At 63.5% G+C, this 22550-nt stretch carries 31 protein-coding genes; 12 read left to right on the top strand and 19 right to left on the bottom strand.

Annotated features, from left to right (window positions below; translation table 11 throughout):
* Positions 1–12 precede the first annotated feature (12 nt).
* From rutB to rutA, 4 genes are read left to right on the top strand one after another with little or no spacing between them, the layout of a single operon-like run.
* The gene (gene rutB, locus NN5_RS08360) at positions 13–750 is read left to right on the top strand and encodes a pyrimidine utilization protein B (protein WP_067733819.1); all 738 of its coding nucleotides are present in this window, start codon (positions 13–15) and stop codon (positions 748–750) included.
* Positions 751–754: 4 nt separating this feature from the next.
* Positions 755–1138: a pyrimidine utilization protein C gene (gene rutC, locus NN5_RS08355; RefSeq protein ID WP_067733818.1), complete on the top strand. Its 384-nt coding sequence runs from the start codon at positions 755–757 to the stop codon at positions 1136–1138.
* The gene (rutD, locus tag NN5_RS08350) at positions 1131–1913 is read left to right on the top strand and encodes a pyrimidine utilization protein D (RefSeq protein WP_067733817.1); all 783 of its coding nucleotides are present in this window, start codon (positions 1131–1133) and stop codon (positions 1911–1913) included. The genes rutC and rutD overlap by 8 nt, the downstream gene beginning before the upstream one ends.
* Positions 1914–1917: 4 nt before the next feature.
* Entirely contained in the window at positions 1918–2988 is a 1071-nt protein-coding gene (rutA, locus tag NN5_RS08345; protein WP_067733816.1) for a pyrimidine utilization protein A, read from the top strand.
* An 18-nt stretch (positions 2989–3006) separates the two neighbouring features.
* On the opposite strand, the gene NN5_RS08340 is transcribed toward rutA, so the two are convergent.
* Together NN5_RS08340 and hemF are read right to left on the bottom strand one after the other, a co-directional pair.
* On the bottom strand, positions 3007–4404 hold the full coding sequence (locus tag NN5_RS08340) for a S41 family peptidase (RefSeq protein ID WP_245656352.1): 1398 nt from the start codon (positions 4402–4404) through the stop codon (positions 3007–3009).
* 123 nt (positions 4405–4527) lie between these two features.
* On the bottom strand, positions 4528–5391 hold the full coding sequence (gene hemF, locus NN5_RS08335; RefSeq protein WP_067733813.1) for an oxygen-dependent coproporphyrinogen oxidase: 864 nt from the start codon (positions 5389–5391) through the stop codon (positions 4528–4530).
* A 44-nt stretch (positions 5392–5435) separates the two neighbouring features.
* On the opposite strand from hemF, the gene pdeM reads away from it, so the two are divergent.
* Both pdeM and infC read left to right on the top strand, forming a co-directional pair.
* Positions 5436–6128 (top strand): ligase-associated DNA damage response endonuclease PdeM, encoded by a 693-nt coding sequence (pdeM, locus tag NN5_RS08330; protein ID WP_067733811.1) that lies wholly within the window; start codon positions 5436–5438, stop codon positions 6126–6128.
* A gap of 167 nt (positions 6129–6295) precedes the next feature.
* On the top strand, positions 6296–6817 hold the full coding sequence (gene infC / locus NN5_RS08325) for a translation initiation factor IF-3 (protein ID WP_067733809.1): 522 nt from the start codon (positions 6296–6298) through the stop codon (positions 6815–6817).
* A gap of 87 nt (positions 6818–6904) precedes the next feature.
* Here infC and NN5_RS08320 read toward each other — a convergent pair whose 3' ends face one another.
* From NN5_RS08320 to hisB, 15 genes are all read right to left on the bottom strand, one after another.
* Positions 6905–8446 (bottom strand): DUF1570 domain-containing protein, encoded by a 1542-nt coding sequence (locus NN5_RS08320; RefSeq protein WP_067733841.1) that lies wholly within the window; start codon positions 8444–8446, stop codon positions 6905–6907.
* Between the two features lie 317 nt (positions 8447–8763).
* Positions 8764–9297: a J domain-containing protein gene (locus tag NN5_RS08315; protein WP_067733807.1), complete on the bottom strand. Its 534-nt coding sequence runs from the start codon at positions 9295–9297 to the stop codon at positions 8764–8766.
* A gap of 100 nt (positions 9298–9397) precedes the next feature.
* Positions 9398–9934 carry a peptidoglycan-associated lipoprotein Pal gene (gene pal / locus NN5_RS08310; RefSeq protein ID WP_245656350.1) on the bottom strand — a complete coding sequence of 179 codons (537 nt, stop codon included), beginning with the start codon at positions 9932–9934 and terminating at the stop codon, positions 9398–9400.
* A 110-nt stretch (positions 9935–10044) separates the two neighbouring features.
* Positions 10045–11412: a Tol-Pal system beta propeller repeat protein TolB gene (gene tolB / locus NN5_RS08305; RefSeq protein ID WP_067733805.1), complete on the bottom strand. Its 1368-nt coding sequence runs from the start codon at positions 11410–11412 to the stop codon at positions 10045–10047.
* Entirely contained in the window at positions 11409–12359 is a 951-nt protein-coding gene (gene tolA, locus NN5_RS08300; protein WP_067733799.1) for a cell envelope integrity protein TolA, read from the bottom strand. Before tolA ends, tolB begins: the two co-directional genes overlap by 4 nt.
* Positions 12360–12374: 15 nt before the next feature.
* Positions 12375–12827 carry an ExbD/TolR family protein gene (locus tag NN5_RS08295; RefSeq protein WP_067733797.1) on the bottom strand — a complete coding sequence of 151 codons (453 nt, stop codon included), beginning with the start codon at positions 12825–12827 and terminating at the stop codon, positions 12375–12377.
* Positions 12827–13537, bottom strand: a complete 711-nt coding sequence (gene tolQ, locus NN5_RS08290; RefSeq protein ID WP_067733796.1) for a protein TolQ — start codon at positions 13535–13537, stop codon at positions 12827–12829. Before tolQ ends, NN5_RS08295 begins: the two co-directional genes overlap by 1 nt.
* Positions 13534–13998, bottom strand: coding sequence for a YbgC/FadM family acyl-CoA thioesterase (locus NN5_RS08285; protein ID WP_067733794.1), 465 nt, complete (start codon positions 13996–13998; stop codon positions 13534–13536). The genes tolQ and NN5_RS08285 overlap by 4 nt, the downstream gene beginning before the upstream one ends.
* Before the next feature lie 113 nt (positions 13999–14111).
* Positions 14112–14489: a histidine triad nucleotide-binding protein gene (locus tag NN5_RS08280; RefSeq protein ID WP_067733792.1), complete on the bottom strand. Its 378-nt coding sequence runs from the start codon at positions 14487–14489 to the stop codon at positions 14112–14114.
* 14 nt (positions 14490–14503) lie between these two features.
* Positions 14504–14830 (bottom strand): phosphoribosyl-ATP diphosphatase, encoded by a 327-nt coding sequence (locus NN5_RS08275; RefSeq protein WP_067733790.1) that lies wholly within the window; start codon positions 14828–14830, stop codon positions 14504–14506.
* A gap of 68 nt (positions 14831–14898) precedes the next feature.
* Entirely contained in the window at positions 14899–15072 is a 174-nt protein-coding gene (locus NN5_RS08270) for a PEP-CTERM sorting domain-containing protein (protein WP_067733788.1), read from the bottom strand.
* Between the two features lie 131 nt (positions 15073–15203).
* Positions 15204–15965: an imidazole glycerol phosphate synthase subunit HisF gene (hisF, locus tag NN5_RS08265; RefSeq protein WP_067733786.1), complete on the bottom strand. Its 762-nt coding sequence runs from the start codon at positions 15963–15965 to the stop codon at positions 15204–15206.
* A gap of 4 nt (positions 15966–15969) precedes the next feature.
* Positions 15970–16698: a 1-(5-phosphoribosyl)-5-[(5-phosphoribosylamino)methylideneamino]imidazole-4-carboxamide isomerase gene (hisA, locus tag NN5_RS08260; protein ID WP_067733785.1), complete on the bottom strand. Its 729-nt coding sequence runs from the start codon at positions 16696–16698 to the stop codon at positions 15970–15972.
* A 1-nt stretch (position 16699) separates the two neighbouring features.
* Positions 16700–17329: an imidazole glycerol phosphate synthase subunit HisH gene (gene hisH, locus NN5_RS08255; RefSeq protein ID WP_067733783.1), complete on the bottom strand. Its 630-nt coding sequence runs from the start codon at positions 17327–17329 to the stop codon at positions 16700–16702.
* Positions 17330–17335: 6 nt separating this feature from the next.
* Positions 17336–17929 (bottom strand): imidazoleglycerol-phosphate dehydratase HisB, encoded by a 594-nt coding sequence (gene hisB, locus NN5_RS08250; protein ID WP_067733781.1) that lies wholly within the window; start codon positions 17927–17929, stop codon positions 17336–17338.
* Between the two features lie 171 nt (positions 17930–18100).
* On the opposite strand from hisB, the gene NN5_RS08245 reads away from it, so the two are divergent.
* From NN5_RS08245 to gmk, 3 genes are all read left to right on the top strand, one after another.
* A complete protein-coding gene (locus NN5_RS08245) occupies positions 18101–18601 on the top strand; it encodes an SspB family protein (RefSeq protein WP_067733779.1) in 501 nt (166 codons plus the stop codon).
* Positions 18598–19035 carry a hypothetical protein gene (locus NN5_RS08240; RefSeq protein ID WP_067733777.1) on the top strand — a complete coding sequence of 146 codons (438 nt, stop codon included), beginning with the start codon at positions 18598–18600 and terminating at the stop codon, positions 19033–19035. Before NN5_RS08245 ends, NN5_RS08240 begins: the two co-directional genes overlap by 4 nt.
* A gap of 91 nt (positions 19036–19126) precedes the next feature.
* Positions 19127–19804 carry a guanylate kinase gene (gmk, locus tag NN5_RS08235; RefSeq protein ID WP_067733776.1) on the top strand — a complete coding sequence of 226 codons (678 nt, stop codon included), beginning with the start codon at positions 19127–19129 and terminating at the stop codon, positions 19802–19804.
* On the opposite strand, the gene NN5_RS08230 is transcribed toward gmk, so the two are convergent.
* Together NN5_RS08230 and NN5_RS25745 are read right to left on the bottom strand one after the other, a co-directional pair.
* Positions 19801–20286 (bottom strand): hypothetical protein, encoded by a 486-nt coding sequence (locus NN5_RS08230; RefSeq protein WP_067733774.1) that lies wholly within the window; start codon positions 20284–20286, stop codon positions 19801–19803. The genes gmk and NN5_RS08230 overlap by 4 nt on opposite strands.
* 31 nt (positions 20287–20317) lie before the next feature.
* The gene (locus NN5_RS25745; RefSeq protein ID WP_157081061.1) at positions 20318–20473 is read right to left on the bottom strand and encodes a hypothetical protein; all 156 of its coding nucleotides are present in this window, start codon (positions 20471–20473) and stop codon (positions 20318–20320) included.
* Positions 20474–20667: 194 nt separating this feature from the next.
* On the opposite strand from NN5_RS25745, the gene dapD reads away from it, so the two are divergent.
* From dapD to NN5_RS08215, 3 genes are all read left to right on the top strand, one after another.
* On the top strand, positions 20668–21501 hold the full coding sequence (gene dapD, locus NN5_RS08225) for a 2,3,4,5-tetrahydropyridine-2,6-dicarboxylate N-succinyltransferase (protein ID WP_067733772.1): 834 nt from the start codon (positions 20668–20670) through the stop codon (positions 21499–21501).
* 1 nt (position 21502) lies between these two features.
* Entirely contained in the window at positions 21503–21943 is a 441-nt protein-coding gene (locus tag NN5_RS08220; RefSeq protein WP_067733770.1) for a DUF1810 domain-containing protein, read from the top strand.
* Between the two features lie 114 nt (positions 21944–22057).
* Positions 22058–22261, top strand: coding sequence for a hypothetical protein (locus NN5_RS08215; protein WP_067733768.1), 204 nt, complete (start codon positions 22058–22060; stop codon positions 22259–22261).
* Positions 22262–22550: the final 289 nt, after the last annotated feature.

Raw genomic sequence — 22550 nt, 5'->3', positions numbered from 1 at the left:
CTGCACAATAGTATGTGGGTGAGCGAACCTGTCGTCGATCCCACGCCCGCCAGCACGGGCCCCTCGGTCATCCTGCCCGCACGTCCCGAACCGATCCGGCTCGATCCCGCGACAACCGCCGTGATCGTGGTCGATATGCAGAATGCCTATGCCAGCAAGGGCGGCTATGTGGACGAGGCCGGCTTCGACGTCGGCCCCGCGGCCAGCGTCATCGGCAAGATCGCGGAAGTGCTCGATACGGCACGTTCAGCCGGAATGCCGGTGATCTTCCTGCAGAACGGCTGGGACGCCGGCTATACCGAGGCAGGCACCCCCCTCTCCCCCAACTGGCACAAGTCCAACGCGCTCAAGACCATGCGCAAGCGCCCCGAACTGGCGGGCCGGTTCCTGGCGCGCGGCGGCTGGGACTATGAACTGGTCGAGGCGCTCGCCCCGAAAGACGGCGATCTGCGGGTGCACAAGCCGCGCTATTCGGCCTTCTTCAATTCGCAGCTCGACAGCGTGCTGCGCGCCCGCGGCATCCGCACGCTGGTGTTCACCGGCATCGCCACCAATGTCTGCGTCGAATCCACTCTGCGCGATGGGTTCCACCTCGAATATTTCGGCGTGCTGCTGGAAGATGCGACGCATCATCTCGGGCCGGACTTCATCCAGCAGGCCACGGTTTACAATGTCGAGAAGTTCTTCGGCTGGGTCAGCACCACCGCCGATTTCCACACGGCTGTCAGCCAGCTTCCGCCAAAAGGATAGCGCCATGCCTTTCGAACCGATCAACCCGCCCGAATTCCCCACGCCGATCGCGCCGTATTCTGCCGGGGCGAAAGCGGGAAACACCGTCTATGTCTCCGGTATGCTGGCGCTGGGCGAAGGCGGCACAGTGCTCTATCCGGGCGATGCCGCCGCGCAGACGCGCCATGTGCTGGAAGCGATCAAGACCACGGTCGAAGCCGCCGGGGGCACCATGGCGGACATCGCCATGAACCACATCTTCCTGAAGGACATGGCCGACTACGCCGCCTTCAACACGGTCTATGCCGAATACTTCCCCGGCGACAAGCCGGCGCGCTACTGCATCAAATGCGATCTCGTGAAGCCGGACTGCCTCGTCGAGATCGCCTCGGTCGCACACCTTGCCTGAAGCCACAGGGCTTTATTACGAGGTTCACGGCCCGGCAGACGCTCCGCCGGTGATCCTTTCCAGCGGGCTTGGCGGCTCGGCAGGATATTGGACGCCGAATATTCCCGCACTGGCCGCGCAGCATCGCGTCATCGCCTACGACCATCGCGGCACGGGCCGCAGCGACCGGGCCCTGCCCGGCAACCTGTCCATTGCCGATATGGCGCAGGACGTGTTGTCCCTGATGGATGCGCTGGAGATCTGGCGTGCCAGCCTTGTCGGCCACGCCTTGGGCGGCATGATCGGGATCGAGGCCGCACTCGCATCCGGGCGGATCGAGCGGCTCGTCGCGATCAACGCCTGGCGGACGCTTTCGCCGCATACACGCAGGTGCTTCGAAACACGGCTGGCCCTGCTGCGTGCTGCCGGGGCCGAGGCCTTCCTGCAGGCACAACCGCTGTTCCTGTTTCCCCCTGACTGGATCGCCAGCCACGATGCGCAGCTCACTGCCGAGCTGCCACGCCACCTCGCGGCCTTCCCCGGGGCTGAAACAATGGAAAAACGGATTGCCGCCGTGCAGGCCTATGCCCCGCATCATTCGGCCATCGCCTCGCTTCCCCCGCTGCTGGCCATTGCCACGCGCGACGACTTTCTGGTCCCCTTCGCCTCCTCCCGCGAACTGGCCGCATCGTTTCCGGGCGCCCGGATCGAAACCTTCAAGTGGGGCGGCCATGCCTGCAACGTGACCGATCCGGACCATTTCAACCGCATCGTGCTCGAATTTCTCAGGAGCTAAGCCTATGCAAGTCGGCGTATTCGTTCCCATCAACAACAACGGCTGGCTGATCAGCACCACTTCGCCGCAATACATGCCGACGTTCGATCTCAACAAGGAGATCGCCCTGCGCGCCGAGAAGCACGGGCTCGATTTCCTGCTGTCGATGATCAAGCTGCGCGGCTTCGGCGGCAAGAGCGAGTTCTGGGAATACGGGCTGGAAAGCTTCACCCTGATGTCCGGCCTCGCGGCCATGACGGAGAAGATCAAGATCTTCGCCACCTGCCCCACGCTGATCATCCCGCCGGCCTTCGCCGCGCGCATGTGCAACACCATCGACAGCATCAGCCACGGCCGTTTCGGTCTCAACCTCATCACCGGCTGGCAGCCGCCCGAATATACCCAGATGGGCCTCTGGCCGGGCGACGAGCATTTCCGCAACCGCTACAAGATGCTGGACGAATACGCCCAGATCCTGCGCGAGCTGTGGGAGACCGGCCGCAGCGACTTCAAGGGCGAGTACTACCAGATGGACGATTGCCTCGTCCGGCCCCAGCCGCAAGGCGACATGAAGATCATCTGCGCCGGCTCGTCCGATGCCGGCCTTGGCTTTTCGGCCAAGTGGGCGGACTATGCCTTCTGCCTCGGCGTCGGCGTCAACACCCCCACGGCTTTCGCATCCAACAACGAACGCCTGGCGAAGTTCACCGCCGAAACCGGGCGCGACGTGCGGGTCTTCGTGCTCGTCATGATCATTGCCGCCGAGACCGACGAGGAAGCCATGGCCAAGTGGAAGCTCTACAACGAGGGCGTCGATCTCGACGCGATTGCCTGGCTCGCCGATCAGGGTGCCAAGGACACCGTCAACACCGACACCAACGTCCGCCAACTCGCTGCCCCCGAAGGCGCGGTGAACATCAACATGGGCACCCTGGTGGGCAGCTATGAAACCGTGGCCCGGATGCTCGACGAAATGGCCGAAGTGCCGAACACCGGCGGCGTGCTGCTGACCTTCGACGACTTCATCGAAGGCGTCGAGGCTTTCGGCACCCGCATCCAGCCGCTGATGAAGAGCCGGTCAGGCATTCCCTCCTGACCGGCCTGTGCCGGGCGATCAATAAACGCCGGGCAGCTCACGCTGGATAGCCGTCGGCTTCGCCGCCTGCAGCAGGCGCCGGCCGACGCTCTGCTGCGCCAGCCCGGTCGAGGCAATGGCCGTGCAGCTGCGCCCGTCGAGGAAATCGAGCGCCGCCTTGATCGACGGCTCCTGCGGATCGCCGAGCTGATACGAGATGTTGTCGCTCGCCTGGCACGTCACCGGCAGCACGCTGGCAAGGCCGGTGTAATAATCGCCCTCGTGATTGGCGTTCTCGACCTTGAGCGCCACCGCGCGCAGACGGTCGTCGCAAGGCGCATTGTCGAGCCCGACCTGCCCCACCGGCTTGCCATAGGTATTGCTGCCGATCAGCGCCGCATTGGAGCCGAGATAGGGCTTCTCGGCATTGATCAGCAGTTCGCTGGCCGACGCGGTATTGCCGGTGCCGATGAAGGCAATGCGGGTGGCCGCGATCGCCTCGGGCTGGCTGGAGAAGTAATTGGTCTCGTTGTTGCTCGACTTCGAATCGCGAAACGTCGTGTAGCTCTGCACCTGGCCGGTGTGCTGGGCATTGAGCAGGTCGGAGAACAGCTCGGAAATCGAGATCAGCCCGCCGCCGTTATAGCGCAGATCGACAACGACATCGGTAATCCCCTGCGCCTTGAAATCGGCAAAGGCGCTGCGCAGCGCCGGATCGGCGGTATCGACGAACGTGCGCAAGTTGATGTAGCCGACCTTGCGCCCGTTATCGTCGATCACCTTGGCGCCATAGCGCGAGGAAACCGGCAGCAGCGTGTAGTCCTGCTTGGTCACGCTGACCGTGGAGATCGAACTGTCGGGCTGGCGCAGTTGCAGCACGCGCGTAGTGCCCACTGTGGACGGCCCCAGCGCATCGCTGATCGCCTGCGTGCCGCCGTTCTGAACCAGCGACTGGACCGACTCGAGATTGGATGTCGAAGTGCCGATCGCGATGATCTCGGTTCCCCGGTCCATGCCCGCCGCAAGGCCCGGCGCCCCCTCATAGGCTTCGACCACGTAGAGGCGGTTGGCGCTGTAGTCGAAACCGAGCCGCACGCCCCAACCGGCCGTCGAGCCCTGCTGGTAATAGGCGTTCTCCTCCGAGATGGAGGTGAGATAGGTGAAATAGCGATCCTTCGATTGCGCCCGTGCCGGCGCGACAAGGGCATCGATATAATCGCTGACCGTCGAATAGCTGGCCGGATTGGCCGAACTATCCAGCAGGTCGGGGAACAGATACCACTCCTGCAACTGCGCCAGCGCCCATTGCTGGCGGGAAGCAAGCGAACAGGCGGTCGACGTGGCGGTCGGGCTGGGCGTGGGTGTCGGCGTTGCCGCCGCGGCGCCCGACCCCGTGGAAGAACTGCCCCCACCGCCGCCACAACCGGCCAGTGCCACAGAAAGCGCAAGAAGACAGGGAAAACCGCCAGATCGCATATCGCACCCCAAAGAAAACCTAGAGTTCAAACTCTTAGGTTCTCTTCGGGAGAGATCAAAAATTAAATCGCGATAACCGGCCGGTCAGCTCCAGGTCGCCTCGGGCGGCAGGCTCATCAGGATCGCATCGACATTGCCGCCGGTCTTCAGGCCGAACAGCGTGCCCCGGTCATAGACGAGGTTGAATTCGGCATAGCGGCCGCGCCATTCGAGCTGCTGCGCCTTGTCGGCCAGCGTGAACGCCATGCCCATGCGGCGGCGCACGATCCGGGGGAAGACGGCCAGAAACGCTTCGCCCACCGCCTTGGTGAACGCGAAGTTGGCTTCCCACGCAGCCTCGTCGGCGCATTCCAGATGATCGTAGAAGATGCCGCCCACGCCGCGATGAACCTTGCGGTGCGGGATGTAGAAATACTCGTCCGCCCAGGCCTTGAAGCGCTCGTAGTAATCGGCACCGTGGGCATCGCAGGCCGCCTTGAATTCCGCGTGGAACTCGGCGGTATCCTCGTCATAGGGCAGCGGCGGATTGAGATCGGCCCCGCCCCCGAACCAGGCCTTGGTGGTCGTCAGGAACCGCGTGTTCATGTGGACTGCCGGCACATGCGGATTGGCCATATGCGCCACGAGACTGATGCCGGTGGCCGAAAAAGCGTTCTGATCGGCCGAGGCTCCGTTGATCGACGCGGCAAAATCCTTGGCGAGTCCCCCCGCCACCGTGGAGATGTTGACGCCGACTTTCTCGAACACCTTGCCTTTCATCAACCCGCGCGTGCCGCCGCCGGTATCCCCTTCCCCGCCTTCGACGGCCACGCGTTCCCACGACGTGTATTCAAAGCCCGCATCGGAACCGGCCTCGCGCTCGATCGCTTCGAATTCGGCACAGATGCTGTCCCGCAGGGATTGGAACCATGCGCTGGCGCGGGCGGTGTAAGGGGTCCAGTCGGTCATCGTGCGCGCTTGCCAAATCGCATGGCCTGCGGCAAGGGAAAGCCATGGTTCCCTTTTCGTTCCATAATCAGGAAATGCAGCTCGTCACCGCCGCGCCGGGACAGGCCAGCGCCGTGTACTGGCCGCGCGAGCAGGCCCTGCTGGTGGCCGACCTGCACCTGGAAAAAGGCAGCTTCTTCGCGCGCACGGGCCAGATGCTCCCGCCTTACGACAGCCGCGAAACGCTGGAGCGGCTCGCCGTGGCGGTGCGGCACACAGGCGCGCGGCGAGTCTTCGCGCTGGGTGACAATTTCCATGACAGCATGGGGCCCGAACGTATGGAGCCGCACGCCGCAGGAATGCTGGCCGCGCTCACCCGGTCGCTCGACTGGGTGTGGATCACCGGCAACCACGATCTGGAGCTGGACGCCGGAGCCGGAGGCACCTGCGTCGAGGAACTGGCCATCGGCGGCCTCACGCTGCGTCACATGGCGCAGCAGGGAACGACCCAGGCCGAGCTTTCCGGCCATTTCCACCCGCGCCTCGTCATCGAAACGCGCGGACGGCGCATTGCCCGGCCCTGCGTGGTCAAAAGCGGCAACCGGCTGATCCTTCCGGCCTTCGGAAGCCTGACAGGCGGGATGAACGCGGCCGATCCCGCGATCCTCTCGGCCCTGCAGCCCGCCGAGGTGATCGAGGCCCTTGTCCCCGCGCGCGAAAAGCTGGTTCGCTATCCCCTCTGGCGAAAAGCGGCCTGACGCCGTATATCAACTGACGGGCGAGGGCAGACCGAAACGCACTTTCTTAACAGGCTTGCGCGAAATCCCGCTTTGCGCGTCCGCGCGATTCGCATTAATGACCCGCGAATCCGAACATGTAACGGTAACGATTCAGGAGAACGCTTATAGCACCCCCACCCCGGCGTATGATGACGCCCCCGGTCAAGAGTGGACCGCGCTACAATAACATGATCCAGTCCGACAAGGTTCGCGTCATCGACGAGAATGGCGAAAACCTCGGCGTCATGTATACTCGCGAGGCGATCGAACAGGCGGCCGACGTCGGCTTGGACCTGGTTGAAGTGTCGCCCAACGCGGATCCGCCGGTGTGCAAGTTCCTTGATGTCGGCAAGTACCGGTATGAGGCCCAGAAAAAGGCCAATGCCGCGCGCAAGACCCAGAAGACGCAGGAGATCAAAGAGATCAAGATGCGTCCGAACATCGACGATCACGACTACGATACGAAGATGCGCAACGTCGTCCGCTTCATCGGCGACGGGGACAAGGTGAAAGTCACCCTGCGCTTCCGCGGCCGTGAACTCTCGCACCAGCAACTCGGCATGAACCTGCTGCGCCGCGTGCAGGAAGATGTGGCGGAAATCGCCAAGGTCGAAGCCTATCCGCGCATGGAAGGCCGTCAGATGCTGATGGTGCTGGCGCCGAAGTAAGCGCCGGGCACATCACCTGACAAAAACAAAGGGCGCTCCCCACGGAGCGCCCTTTGTTGTTTTGCCGAAGGCGAACGCCGCTCAGGGCTATGAACCTTCATCGCCCCCATCTCCGTTCGCGCTGGCGAAGATCTTGTCCATATCCTTGCCGTCCCACGCCGGGTCATGATCGAGCCGGTCCAGAATGCTCCGGGCCGCGGTCGCAAGTGAACCGCCGTGAGGGTTGAAGGCAACGGGCTGCAGGACGGTGCGCGCCTCTGCCTGACGGTTGAGATGAACCAGCGCCGTCGCCAAGTTCATCCGCAACCCGAGATCGAACGGCGCAAGTTCAAGCGCCCGGATCAAACCGGAAATGGCGAGCGTCGGCGGCTCCACCCCCTGATCCGCAAAACTGCGATAGAAGTATATCAACGGCAGGGGATGATCGTTCTCGCGATGGTTCAATGCCACGAACGGCATCCGGGCGCGCTTGTAAGCGTCGGCCGTATCATCGGCGTCAGCCGCCATCCGGAACAGCGCATAGCCTTTCTGCACATAGGCGTTGACCTGTGACGGATCGATTGCCAGCGCCTTGTCGGCGGCGGCTATCGCTTCCTTGTCGTCCCCGGCATCGTATTCCGCCTCGGCAAACGCGGACAGGACAGCGGGATCGTCCGGAAAGCGCGCTTCGACCTCACGCGCTTCGTCGAGCAGCGCCTTGGCCTGCTCCTGCGAAGTAATGCCCCGCTTTGACTGAATGCGGATGGGCATCATCGCGGCCTCGCCCTGGCTCAAGCGCCGGATTTGCACGCCGCCGATCTTCAGTCTGTCCGCCGGCAATGTCAGCGCCATCATACGGGGGCGCTTGAGATAGCGGTCCAGCTCCTTTTCCAATTGATCGAAATCGCCGAAAGCTTCGGACGCCGCCTCGCGCATCCCTTTGCCCTGGTTCAGGAGATTGATGTAGCGGCTCAGCTGCCCTGCCCGCGTCTTTTCAAACGTCAGGTAATGATAGAGCAGCCAGCTCTTTCCGTAATAGGCATCATAGCTGCCGCTCTTGTGCTTTTCGTACTCGGCCGGATCGAGCAGATCGGCGGCTTTGACGTCACGCGCGAAATACAGCTCGCCGGCACGATGCTGGGCGGGCCGCCCCAGCATCATCCCGCCATCGGGCTTGAAGCTGCTGGTCCCAAAGAATTCCGCGGACCCTTCGGACAGCCAGCGCGGCATCGCCATGCTATTGGCGGAGATCAGGAAATGATGGGCATATTCGTGCAGAAGCACGATCATGGAGTAACTGACTTTGCCATTGCCCGCATCCACGGCCGGGACAATCGCAAGCGAACCACCCGCGCGCGGGATATAGAACCCTCCGACGTACTTGCTGCCCTCGCCATAGAGCTTGCGCACCGCGTTCTCGTTGCGCACGACATAGACCGTCACGCGATTGGAAGGGCTCGGCTTCATGCTCTCACGCCCCGTCAACAGCGTCAGGGCAGCATGATAGCGTTCAAGCTGCTCTGAAAAGCGTGAGACGTCGCGTTCGCTGTCATCGGCATAGATCACGAAATGATCGCTCGACGCTTCCAGCCATGCGGCATGAACCGCCCCCGGCCACAGAACGGAGGCAAGCAAGCTTGCCACCATCATCCATCGCATATGTCGCCCCGTTCCCCTTGAGTTCGCAACAGCTTACAACCCAATCGGCCACACTCAACGCATTACAGAAATGTAATCGTGGTGGGAGGCGCGCTTCCCGAACGCGGGCGTACAGAGGCCGAAATCGGTGGGGCCGGACTTCACCGGCTAACTGGTGTGGTGGGAACGACGTTCACACCATAACTCATCCCTCCCGCCCTTCGCGCAGGCGGGGCCCCGCTGCTCTTCCTTAGGCTATGCTGCCAGAAGCCGGATCCCGCCTCCGCGGGGATGACGGGAATAGCGATGCGAGCGTCCGCTTCGGGGGACTACCCCTTCCACTCCCGCCGTTCTTCGGCGGCGCGCAGCACTTCATATGCAAGCTGATACGTCTGGAACGCCTTGGCGGCCTCGTCATCGTTCGGCCGGACGTCGGGGTGGACTTCCTTGGCCTTGGTGCGCCAGGCCTTGCGCACGGCATCGAAATCCGCATCGGGTTCCAGCCCCAGCGCTTCGAGCGCACGCAGTTCATCCCGGCTGCGGGTGCCGTCTCCGGACCCGGCCCAGCCGTAATGCGCGGATTCCTTGTAGCCCGATGTCTCGGCCCGTTCCTGCGCCTCGCGCTCTTCGGCCGCTTCCTTGTCCAGCCCGGCGAAGTAATCCCAGCCCGCGTTATATTCGGCCGCGTGCTTCTGGCAGAAGTACCAGCGGTCGGGGCTGTTGGGGCTCTTGGGCGCGGGACAATCGCCCGGCTCCGTGCAGCCATGGCGATCGCACAGGCGCACCTGCGCTGCCTCGCGCGAACTGCCATAGCCGCGCCAGCGCGGAAAACCCCAGTCATTGGATCGGCGTGCGCGGCTCATTCAAAGCGCGATAAGCTGCGAATCGAAGCCGATGCAACCCCGGAACCCGTTCCGGAAGGCGTCCACCGCCGAATATGCGGCAATGGACGCCTCATGCGGATCAATCGACAGTGATCGTCACTGCGCGGCGGTTCTGCGCCCAGGCCTGTTCGTTCGAGCCGAGCGCCACGGGCCGTTCCTTGCCGTAGCTGATCGTGGAGAGCCGCGAAGCATCGACGCCAAGGCTGACGAGATAGTTCTTGGCGGCATTGGCGCGGCGTTCGCCCAGGGCAAGGTTGTATTCGCGAGTGCCGCGCTCGTCGCAGTGGCCCTCGATCGTGGCGCGCTTGCCCGGATACTGCATCAGCCACTGCGCCTGCCTGGCCAGCGCGGCCTGATCCATCGAGTCGATGTCGTACTTGTCCGTGTCGAAATAGATGGTGTCCGCCCCCATCATCTTCGCCAGGAAATCGGCCTGGCTGCCGGGCACGGGACCGATCGGCTGGCTCGGCGTGGTCGTGGTGGTTGCCGGGCCCGGTTCGGGCGGCAGCTCCTTGGGAGCGGTGGTCTTGCAGGCGGAAACCGCAAGCGCGCCCGCCAGAAGGAGCATTGTCGCGCCGCTCTTGGTGTATCGGGACATCGTGAGGGAAGAAGGCATGGGGCAATCTCCTGTGGTGCACAGCCTGGAGAAACGGCCGGCAGGGGGTGAAGTTTCGTTCAATCGTGCACAGTGTCAACCGGGACGATCAGTGCGATCCGAGAATTCCGTCAGGGCCGGACAGGCCCCCACGCAGGGTCGGATGCGCCCACCGGAGTGGGCAGCTTGCGCTCGTTGCGTCCGGTGAGATCGACCTGCCAGATCGACGTCACGCCGGAGTTCTTCTCGGTGCGGAAGAACTGCACGATGCGTCCGTTCGGCGACCAGGTCGGGGCCTCGTCCTGCCAGGAATTGGTCAGATAGCGCATGTTGCGCCCGTCCGGCGTCATCACCGCGATGCGCAGGTTCCCGGCAATGTGGGTGAAAGCGATCTGGTCCCCGCGCGGGCTCCATTCGGGCGTGGCCGAGCGGCCGCCGAAGAAGCTGATGCGGTGCTGGTTGGTGCCATCCACGTTCATCACATAGACCTGCTGGCTGCCCGAGCGGTCGCTCTCGAACACGATCCGGCTGCCATCGGGCGAAAAGCTGCCGCCGATGTCGATGCCCGGGCTGTCGGTCAGCTTGACCGCCTGCCCGCCGCCGCTCGGGATCTTGTAGATGTCGGTATTGCCCGCGATCGCCATCGAATAGAGCACCCACTTGCCGTCGGGCGACCAGCGCGGCGCCATCGTCGGGTTGCTGGTGCGCACCAGCAGGCGCTGAGTGTCGGTCCTGAGGTCGTAGATGTAGATGCTGGGCTCACCGTTCAGGTACGAAAGGTACATGATCTTGCTGTAGTCCGGCGAATAGCGCGGGGTCAGCGCGGTGGCCTGCCCGCTGGTCAGATAGCGCATGTTGGCGCCATCCGAATCCATCACCGCCAGCCGCTTCATGCGATGGCTCTTGGGGCCCGTCTCGGCGATGTAGGCGATGCGCGAATCGAAGAACGGACTTTCGCCCGACAGCCGCGAATAGACCATGTCGGCACACTTGTGCGCGGCGCGGCGCCAGTCCGCCGGGCCGACTTTCCAGCCCGCCTTGGCCAGTTGCTGCTTGAGTGCGACGTCGTAGAGATAGCAGCCCACGGTCAGATCACCATCCGGATTGGCGTGCACATAGCCCTGCACCAGCATATTGGCGCTGCGCATGGACCAGATCGGATAGTTCGGCGCCTGCACTTCGCCGAAGGACGGCTGCGGCAAGCCCGCCGGGCCGGACGGCTTGAACAGGCCGTTGTCCTTGAGGTCCGCCGCGACCACGCTCGACAACGCGCGCCCAAGCGCCGCCGTCGATCCCGCATTGGTGCGCGTGGGCACATCGGCATCGGTAGCGAAGACCGTGATGGCAATGCCCAGATCCTGCCATTCGCTGTCATCGGAAACCGTGACTTCGAGCCCTTCGGAGGGGGTTTCCGCCGGAGCCGGGGCGGTATCCTGCGCCTGCACGGCGCTCGACACGGCCAGCGCCAATCCGAAGGCAAGGTGATGGAGAGTCTTCATTGCGAGAGCCTTCTGTCAAAGTTGGTCGTCACGACTTTCCAGCCGTCATAAAGATCTCTGGGCAGATCGAAAGGCGCTGCCAGTTTCACCGCGCGAACGGCTTGTTCCTGATGGCGCTGGACTTGTGCCTTGTTGGCCGCCGTCTGGCCCGTCGTGCCCAGAACCTGCGGCTCTCCCGCCAGACTGCCGTCGGGGTTGAGACGGAAACGCACCCGCGTGACCAGCAGCTCGGCGTCGGCGCCCTGCGGCGCCTGCCAGTATGGTTTCAACTGGCGATTGATCGCAGCCCCCAGCGCGGAAACCTGCCTCGGCCCGAATTCGGCCGCCGGCATCCCGGTGCCGGAATCCGACGTGCCGCCGGGCACACCCTTGCTGAAAGCCTGCGCAAACGAGCTGGCGCCGGTCTTTTTGGGTGTCTTGCTGCCCACGCCCGAGGACGCCGGACTGGCCTGGCTGGGACGCGCGATGATATCGTCGATCGCGCTGGACTTGCGGGATGACGGCTTTTGAGGTGCCGCCTTGGAGGTGGCAGGAGCCTTCGGCTTCTCCTTGGCCTTAGGGGCAGGTTTCGGAGTGGGCTTGGGCTTCTCCACCGCCTTGGGGGCCGGCTTCGGAGCCGGTTTGGGAGCCGGTTCCGGCTGCGGCCGGGCTGGCTCAACAACGTGCGGCGCGGGCTCCGGCGAGGCCTTTGCCGCGGGCGCTGTTTCGGCAGGCGGCGCCGGTTCACCCAGTTCCGGCCCGCGATCCGGCGCGGCCTTGCTGAAGGGATCGGGCGACATCGACGTCTTGCCGTAGATATTGCTGATCGTCACTTCGATGCGCGCGGGCGGCTTGATAATGTCATGCATCGGCGGGCGGACCATCAGCGCCGCCAGCACGGCCGCATGCAGCGCAACCGCGACGACGAGGCCAATGCCCTCTTCCTTGTGCAATCCCGAGGATGCCATCCGCTGGAGCCTACCTCAGCTGCCTGAACCGCCGCTGACGTCCGTCACCAGCGAAATCGAAGTAAATCCGGCCCGGTTGAGCTCGCCCATCACGTCCATCACCCGGCCATAATCGAGCGCCTTGTCAGCGCGCAGCGTTACCAGCGGCAGCTTGCCGTCGGCCCCGCGCGGCACCGAAGCGAGGCGTTCGAGCAGTTCGCCCGGCGCCAGCTCGGAAGCCTCGAAAAAGATCACCCCGTCGCGGCGGATCGAGATGGTGATCTGGTTGGCCTCCTCACTCATGGCCTTGGCCCGCGTTTCGGGCAGTTCGATCGGCACGGCGGCCTTCAGCAGCGGTGCCGTGACCATGAAGATGATCAGCAGCACCAGCATCACGTCGACCAGCGGCGTGACATTGATCTCCGCCATCGGCGCGCGGCTGCGCCCGCCGCGCTTGCCCCGGCCCTGCGTATGCAGGCCCATGGCCATCAGCGCGACTCCAGCTGGCGGGTCAGCGCCGCGTGCAGTTTGTCCGCGAAACGCTGCAGCCGCGCCTCGAACAAGTTCACCCGGTGCGAAAAGCGGTTGTAGGCGATCACCGCCGGGATGGCCGCGAACAGGCCGATCGCCGTCGCGAACAGCGCTTCGGAAATGCCCGGCGCCACCACCGCCAGCGACGAGTTCTGCTGCTGGCCGATCTGGAAGAAGCTGTTCATGATGCCCCAGACTGTGCCGAACAGACCAACGAAGGGCGCCACCGAACCGACCGTCGCAAGGAAATTGAGCCGGGCGGCCAAGCTGTCCGCTTCTTCACCCACCGACGCGTTCATGGCCATGGCGATACGCTGGCGCGCGCCTTCGTGATCGACATTGCGCATCGTGGCGTTGCGCCGCCATTCGGCAAGGCCTGCTCCCGCGACCTTGCCCATCGGCACGTCACCCCGCCGCCGGTCCTTCTGGTAGGATTCGAAATTCTCGGCCTCCCAGAAGCCGTCTTCATAATCGTTGCAGCGGCGCGAGACGCTGCCCATGCGCAGCATGAAAGTGACAATGATCGTCCAGACCCAGATGCTGGCCAGAATCAGTCCGATCATGATCGCCTGCACCACGATGTCGGCATCGAGGAACAGCTTGACCGGATTGAGCCTGCCGGTCTCGCCAGCGAAACTCAGAGTGGAAGCGAGCGTATCGAGGGTCATTCCTGTCCTTCCGGGCGGGCGTTCAAAAGCAAGGCAAAGGCGGCCTGCCAGGCGGCAGGTTGGCGGCGCGGTCGTCCATCAGGGCCGATGAACCCGACCTTTACGGTCGCCTCGGCCAGCCGGACATCGCCGCGAAGAGCGGTCTGGCGCAAAGTGCAGCGAACCCGGCCGACCTGATCGGCCGTGGTTTCCACCCGCACGGTATCGCCCAGCCGGGCGGGCGAGAGGTAGCGGATCGTCACTTCGGCAACGGTGTAGAGCCCCTCCCCGCTCTCGAGCGCCGCGCGCTGATCGATGCCGAGCAATTCGACAAGGTCGGAGCGTGCCCGCTCGAACCAGCGCAAATAGTTGGCGTGATAGACCACGCCGCCCGCATCGGTGTCCTCATAGAACACGCGCAAGGCAAAGCGGTGCGTGCTGTCTTCGATCACGCCGCAACTGGGTTGGGGATAAGCCGTCATGCGCCCGGTTGTGTAACGAGGCTACGCTGCGCTGCAAAGCCGTCGCCGCCCGCCGGGACGGCTTCAGCACATTTTACAGGCATTTTTTCGGTTGAAAGGTGTTGTGCAGGCGCTCAGTCGGCGATCATCTGGAAGAACTGGCGCCCGCCGAAGATGTGCACATGCAGATGCGGCACTTCCTGATGCCCGGCGCCCCCCATGTTGACCATCAGGCGGTAGCCCGGCCCGTCCAGTTCGAGCTGGCGGGTGACATTGCCGACCGACCGCATGAACCCGGCGATCTCCGCATCGGGGGCCTTTGCGGTGAAATCGTCCCAGGACACGTAAGCGCCCTTGGGAATCACCAGTACATGGACGGGAGCCTGCGGGCGGATGTCATGGAACGCCAGCGCGTGATCGTCTTCATAGACCTTGTTGCAGGGAATTTCCCCGCGCAGGATCTTCGCGAACACGTTGTTCTCGTCATAGGGCAGCTTGGGATCGATGGGCATCGGTCTCTCCGGGGTCAATCCTTGGGGCGCGAGGCTTTCTCGGCAAGGCCCGAGACACCTTCGCGGCGGTCGAGCTCTGCCAGGACGTCGGCCAGCGGCACGTCCTTCGCATTGAGAAGGACCACGAGGTGGAAAATCAGGTCCGCTGCCTCGCCGACCAGCGCCTTGTGGTCCTGCGTGAGCGCGGCGATCACGGTCTCGGTGGCCTCTTCGCCCACCTTCTGTGCGATCTTGGCTGGCCCTTTGGCATTGAGCTTGGCCACGTAGCTCGATTCGGGATCGGCGGCCCGGCGGGCGGCAATCGTGGCTTCGAGACGGGCGAGAGTATCGGTACTGCTCATGATGCGCCTGCCATGCGGCGCGGGCCGCGCGCGGTCAAGCCGTCAGGTGCCAGTCCGCGCTCTTCTTCTCAGTCCCTGTTCTTCTTCGACGAAAGCTGACGGCCGACGATCACACCGGCAAGCCCCATCCCCAGCAGAAACAGGCTGCTGGGCTCGGGAAGCGGCGTGCCCCCGGAAGCGCAGGCGGGAGCGGATGCCAGAAACGCCGGAAGGACAGCCGGAAAATACCTGAAAAGCAGCACGGGAGGCTCCGGTGAGTCGTTAGCTGCCCCGGCAATCCCCGTAACGCCGCATTGCAGCAAGGACAGTGATCGAACCGTCCCGTTGCGGGGCACATCCAGAACAATCGTTTCGGCCGGGAACCGGCCGGAACTCACCCTCGGGCCGGCAGGCCGGCCGCGCGCAGGGCCGCGTGAGCCTCGGCAACGGAATGTTTGCCGAAGTGGAAGATCGATGCCGCAAGTACGGCGCTGGCATGGCCCTGGGTCACGCCGGCAACGAGATGATCGAGCGTGCCGACACCGCCGGAGGCAATCACCGGCACCGAAACCGCATCGGCGATCGTCCGCGTCAGTTCGAGATCGTAACCGTTCTGCGTGCCGTCCCCGTCCATGGACGTCACCAGCAGTTCGCCCGCTCCCAGCTTTGCCAGCTTCACGGCGTGCTCCAGCGCGTCGATACCGGTCGGCTTGCGGCCGCCGTGAGTGAAGATTTCCCACTTTCCGGGTCCCGTGCGCCGCGCATCGACCGATGCGACGATGCACTGCGCCCCAAACTTCTCGGCAATGTCCGCCACCACTTCGGGACGCGAAACGGCAGCCGAATTGACAGCCACCTTGTCCGCACCGGCCAGCAGCAACGCGCGAGCATCCTCCGCGGTGCGCACCCCGCCCCCGACAGTCAGCGGCATGAAACAGACTTCGGCCGTGCGCTGAACGATGCCGAGCAGAGTTCCGCGCGCCTCGTGACTGGCCGTAATGTCGAGGAAGCACAGCTCGTCCGCACCGGCGGCATCATAGGCCCGCGCCTGCTCGACCGGATCACCGGCATCCTTGAGGTCGACGAAATTGACGCCCTTGACCACCCGGCCATTGGCAACGTCGAGACAGGGAATGACACGGACGCGGACAGTCATCGGTTCAGTCCTTTTCGGCCATCTGGATCGCGGTCGCCAGATCGAGGCGGCCGTCATAGAGCGCCCGGCCGGTGATCACGCCTTCGATGCCATCGCCCTCGTGCAGCTTGAGCATGTGAATGTCGTCGAGGCCCTTCACCCCGCCGCTGGCGATCACCGGCAGATCGGTCCGGCGCGCCAGATCCACAGTCGCCTGCACATTGCAACCCTTGAGCAGCCCGTCACGGCCAATGTCGGTGAAGAGCAGGCTGGCAACGCCCGCATCCTCGAACCGGCGGGCCATGTCGACGATCGAAACGTCCGACACTTCGGCCCAGCCCTCGGTCGCGACCATGCCGTCACGCGCATCGACAGCGACGACGATGCCGCCGGGGTATTCCTTCGCCATGTCCTTGACGAATTGCGGGTCCTTCAAGGCCGCGGTGCCCATGACGACGCGACTGACGCCCAGTTCGAACCAGCCGGCGACAGCCTCGGGCGTGCGGATACCGCCGCCAAGCTGCACATGGCCGGGGAAGACCTCAAGGATCGCTTCCACCGCCTCACGATTCTCGGCGCGGCCCGCGAAGGAGCCATCGAGATCGACGACATGCAGGAACTGCGAGCCGGCATCGGCGAACAGCATCGCCTGCGCGGCCGGATTGTCGCCATAGACAGTGGCACGCGCCATATCGCCTTCGGCGAGGCGCACGACCTGCCCCTGCTTGAGGTCGATGGCCGGAAATACGATCATTTCAAGGCTTCCAATCGAGGAAACGGGAGAGCAGCGACAGGCCGTAGGCCTGGCTCTTTTCGGGGTGGAACTGCACGCCGACGACATTGTCCTTGGCCACGGCCGCGACAAGGCCGCCGCCATGATCGGTCATCGCGGCGACCGTATGACCCTCTTCCGGCATGAAATGGTAGGAATGCAGGAAATAGGCCTCGCCCGGCTCGATCAGCCCATGGGCCGGATCGTGAATGCCGAGCGCAACATCGTTCCAGCCCATGTGCGGAATCTTGATCGCCGGATCGGTGCGCTCGATCAGCGCCACGTCGCCCGCGATCCAGCCGAGCCCCTCGGTCACGCCATATTCCAGCCCGCGCGTCGCCAGCAGCTGCATACCGACGCAAATACCCAGGAACGGCGCCCCGCCCACCTGGACACGCTCGGTCATGGCCTCGACCATGCCGGGAATGCTCCAGAGACCCTTGGCGCAGGCCTTGAACGCGCCGACGCCGGGCAGGACGATGCGGTCCGCCGCGCGCACCACATCGGGATCGGCCGTCACCGCCACGTTCGGCGCACCGGCAGCCTTGAGCGCATTGGCCACCGAGTGCAGGTTGCCCGCACCATAGTCGATCAGAGCCAGGACTTCCGCCATTATCCGTCAGCCTCCAAGCTGGCCCTTGGTGGACGGGATCGCCCCGCCCTTGCGCGGGTCGAGCTCCACCGCCGAGCGCATCGCGCGGGCAAAGCCCTTGAAGATGCCTTCGCAGATGTGATGGTTGTTGGTGCCGTAAAGCTGCTCGATGTGCAGGGTGATGCCCACGGCCTGCGAAATCGAATGGAACCAGTGCTCGACCAGTTCGGTATCGAACTCGCCCAGCTTTTCTTGCGTGAAGCTGGCCTTCCACACGAAATAGGGCCGCCCGGAAATATCGAGCACCACGCGCGAGAGCGCCTCGTCCATCGGCGAGTGCGCTTCGCCGTAGCGGCCGATTCCCGCCTTGTCGCCCAGGGCCTGGCTGATCGCCTGACCGATGGCGATGGCGCTGTCCTCGGCCGTGTGGTGCTGATCGACGTGCAGGTCGCCCTTGATATGGCAGGTGATGTCGATCAGCGAATGGCGTGAGAACTGCTCGATCATGTGATCGAGAAAACCGATGCCGGTCGAAACGTCATAAGTCCCGGTTCCGTCGAGATTCACTGCGACGGCAATATCGGTCTCATGGGTCTTGCGAGTGATCGAGGCTGTGCGCATGGCTTGCGCCTATAGACCTGTGCGTGCGGGAATCAATTGCGCGCAATCAGCCTTGCCATGCGCTCTGGTTAATCACCCTATGGAGATTTCCTTGGTAAAACCGCCAAAAGGTCTTAAAATCGCCGCTGTAACGGCTTGACCGTCCGACTAACCATGCGCACGTAGGGCGCGATGAACGATACACCGCCAGATAGCCTGATCCCCTATGACGAAATCGTGCAGGAAGCCCTGCGCGCCGTCGTCGGGCGTGTGCTCGGACAAGTAGAAGCCTCCAATGGCACGCTTCCCGGCAACCACCACTTCTACATCACCTTCAAGACCAACGCACCCGGAGTGGACATTCCGGCCGAGTTGAAGGCCCGTTTTCCGGACGACATGACAATCGTCCTGCAGAACAAATTCTGGGATCTTGTCGTCACCGATCAGGGGTTCTCGGTCGGCCTGAGCTTCAACCAGATTCCGGCCAAGCTCAATGTGCCGTTCTCCGCGATCACCGCTTTCGTCGATCCCGCGGTCGATTTCGGCCTGCAGTTCCAGGCCATCTCCGATGGTGAGGAAGAAATGTCCGGCCTTGTCGGCAACGACGAGACAGATCGCGATCTGACTTCGCGCGTCACGCCGAGCGAAGACGGATCGAACGTCGTCTCTGTGGATTTCGGCAAGAAAAAGTGAGCGATCCCCAGCCTCCGGAAGACCTCCCGCCGGAGGCTGTCGAGGCTGGAAACGCATCGCGCCGCAGAGCGGAAGCCAAAATCTCCGCCCGTGACGTTCATGGCCCCAGCCCCAATATCGCGACCAATCTCGCCATTGCCGACATTGCCCTGCGCGGCGGGACAGCGCTGGCGCGGCAAGCAATCGAGCGGGCGCTGCTTGGCCGGAAATACGCCCCCAGCAAGGCTGCCAGGATCCTGAAAGGCCGCACCATGGGCGAATCGCTACTGCACAGCGCGCTCGCCAAAGTCGCCATGCGTTCGGTTCCCGGTGCGATCGTGGTGGGGGGAGCGCTCCTCGCCAAGACCCTCTATGACCGCACCAAGGCCCGCGAAGCCCTGCGCGAAGGCGAAGCCGCGCTGGAGGACATGGCCCGCTCCGGCGAAGAGGACTGAGCCATCCGCTGCGAATGACCACCGCCTTTTCCCACATGCCGCGGAACACTACGGGTTGATTTGATCGGCAGGCCCCGCCATCGAAAAACCCATGTCCAAGTCCGCATCATCGTCCACCCCGTCACCCGCGTTGACCGGCACGCTCGCCCGGCGCGGTCTGATGTTCATCCTGTCCTCGCCTTCGGGCGCGGGCAAGACGACCGTCTCGCGCATGTTGCTGGAACACGATCCGGACATCTGCATCTCGGTCTCCTGCACCACGCGCCCGCCCCGGCCGGGTGAAGTCGACGGCAAGGACTATCACTTCGTCAGCCGCGCCGAGTTCGATCGCATGGTTGAGGAAGAAGAGTTCCTCGAATGGGCGGAAGTGTTCGGCAATTGCTACGGCACGCCCAAGGCGCAAGTGAAGGCAGGCCTCAAGGATGGGCAGGATTACCTGTTCGACATCGACTGGCAGGGCACCCAGCAACTCTACCAGAAGCTGGAACGCGACGTCGTGCGCGTGTTCCTGCTGCCGCCCAGCATCGACGAGCTGCGCCGCCGCCTGACCGGGCGCGGCACCGACAGCGCCGATGTGATCGCCGGACGCATGGCCCGCGCCCGCTCCGAAATCAGCCACTGGGACGGTTACGACTACGTTGTGGTCAACGACGACATCCAGGCCTGCTTCGAGAAAGTGAAAAAGATCCTCGAAGCCGAACGCCTGCGCCGCGCCCGCCAGACCGGCCTGATCGGATTCGTGCGCGAACTGATGCAGCCGGAAACCTAAAGCCAGGGAATACCGTGATCCTTCTCGCAAACCTCACAAGGCAGATGACCATCATCGTAAGCGCCTAGAGGCGTATCGTATGGCTTTACACAGTCTTCGAGCGTCTTGCCCGGAGGAAACTCCACCAGCTTCTGCTCTTTTAGAAAGACCGGACAGTCCCAGCGGCTGTGACATTTAAACAAAGCGAAATGCTTGCGCGGCTTCGGGTATGGTTGAACAGCAGATACCGGCGTTACCGGCGGCGGCACCTTGATCCGCTTGTAGCCAGACTCGAGATCTTGCTTACAATACTCGCAAAAGACCATCCCTTCCTCGACGGCCCGCAACTGGCGCATCTTGGTCGTAGGATATTTAATCTTGCAGGGACAATCGGAAAAGAAGCAGATTTTTCCCGCGTCCTTTCCACTGCCCGGCGTCTCCAGTGCGACGGGAACAGGGCTGTCCGGCTTCGGTTGCTTGGTGTGCTTGGCATGTGCCGACATGGTTCCGTTTCCCGCCACAATGGAAATGTAATCAGGGGGTATATTCACCCTCATGCCCAAAGGATTGCTTGTTCGCCTTCTTCTGCGCCTGGATATCCTCCGCACTGGCATTGTTGTCATGCATCTGAGTAATTATCTGGTTCGCCTTTTCCTTACGTCGTTCATCCCTCTTGCCATCATCAGGCATATTACCCTCCTTCAACTCAAGAGACATGGACAATATTTATTTACCTTAACGAAAACATCTTTGACAGAGATCATGACATCGCGACGACCTGCTCCTTCCCTGCCATCATTTTTCAACGCCCCGAGCTTGTCCTTGGCGCCATCCCGCGATAGGCGCCCCGCACGATACTGACTCACACTAGGGGACTTTCAGCAATGTCCGGACTCGAAGCCGCCATCGAAGCCGCGTTTGATGCGCGCGATACCGTAACGCCCGCCAGTGAGGACGTGCGCAAGATCGTCGACGAAGCGCTCGGCCTGCTCGATTCGGGCAAGGCCCGCGTCGCCGAGAAGGTCGACGGCGAATGGGTCGTCAACCAGTGGCTCAAGAAGGCCGTGCTGCTGAGCTTCCGCCTCAACGACAACGGCGTGATGGAATACGGCTCGGCCGGTGCGCCCGCGTTCGACAAGGTCCCGCTCAAGTTCGAGGGCTGGGACGATGCGAAGTTCCGCAAAACCGGTATCCGCGTGGTGCCCGGCGCGGTCGTGCGCCGCAGCGCCCATATCGCCAAGGGCGTGGTGCTGATGCCCAGCTTCGTGAACCTGGGCGCCTATGTCGGCGAAGGCACCATGGTCGACACCTGGGCCACCGTCGGCTCCTGCGCGCAGATCGGCAAGAACGTGCACATCTCGGGCGGCGCCGGCATCGGCGGCGTGCTGGAGCCGCTGCAGGCCGGCCCGGTCATCATCGAGGACAACTGCTTCATCGGCGCCCGCTCCGAAGTGGCCGAAGGCGTGATGGTGGGTGAAGGCGCAGTGCTGTCGATGGGCGTGTACCTCGGCGCCTCGACCAAGATCGTCGACCGTGCCACCGGCGAAGTCCACATCGGCCGCGTTCCGCCTTATTCGGTCGTCGTGCCCGGCGCGATGCCCGGCAAGCCGCTTCCCGACGGCACGCCCGGCCCTTCGCTCTACTGCGCCGTGATCGTGAAGACCGTTGACGCGCAGACCCGTTCGAAGACCGGGATCAACGAACTTCTGCGCGACTGACATGAACGGCCGCTCCGGCCTCGAACGCTTCGTCGAAGCCCAGCGCGACATCTACGCGCAGGCGCTCGCCGAGCTTCGGGCCGGAGCCAAGCGCAGCCACTGGATGTGGTTCGTGTTTCCGCAACTGGCAGGGCTCGGCCATAGCCCTACCGCGCAGTTCTTTGCGATCAGCGGGCTGGACGAAGCGCGAGGCTATCTCGCGCATCCGCTGCTCGCGGCCCGTCTGGCCGAATGCACCGATGCCATGCTGAACTGGCGCGGACAGCGTAGCGCACAGGCCATTCTGGGGCCGGTCGATGCTCTCAAGTTCCGCAGTTCGATGACCCTGTTCGAACTGGCCGAAGGCCTAGCCGGTGGCCGGTTCGGGCAAGCGCTGGACGGCTTCTGCGACGGCCTGCGCGACGAGCGCACCCTGGACCTCCTCGGTCTGGCAGGGCACTAGCCCCGCTGACGAAGGCACGCCCGGGAACTATCCGGTGCCCGCGCACGTTTTCTCTAGTGGCCGGTATGCAAATTGCGGCCCGAATGCCGCTTCCCGGCCAACGGGAGAAGCACAATGCAGCGGATTGGTGATGAGATCCACCTCGACAGCGACGAAGCACGCAGCGGCAGCACGCCCCACATCCTGCGCTATATCCTGATAACCAGCTTGGCCCTGGCCATTCTGGCCATGTCGGCGATCTGGATCGAGCGGGCACTGACGGATCGTCCATCGCATGGCAATCCGGTTACGGCCGAAGAGCACGCGCTGGGTGGCTGACAGCTACGCCGCGCGAACTAGAAAGAAAAAAGAGCCGCCGACGAAGGCAGGTTACCGAACGCGATCCAAATTCGCGACCCGCCCTGGGCATGGCCAACCGCCCCCCGACGATCCGGCCTGCTCCCGGGGCATCGACGGCTCTTGTCGATAATGGCGGGAAACCGCCATCCCCTGTACCTTTGAAAGGTACATGCAATGGATTGCAAAAACCTTAATGAAGCGGCAGGAAATACTAACACGCCAGCCATGATGATTACTGGAAAAGATACGGATACGATGCTGGCAAACG

The sequence above is a fragment of the Novosphingobium naphthalenivorans NBRC 102051 genome (assembly GCF_001590985.1).
GTDB classification, from domain to species: Bacteria; Pseudomonadota; Alphaproteobacteria; order Sphingomonadales; family Sphingomonadaceae; genus Novosphingobium; species Novosphingobium naphthalenivorans.
This window is presented reverse-complemented; position numbering and strand designations above follow the sequence as displayed.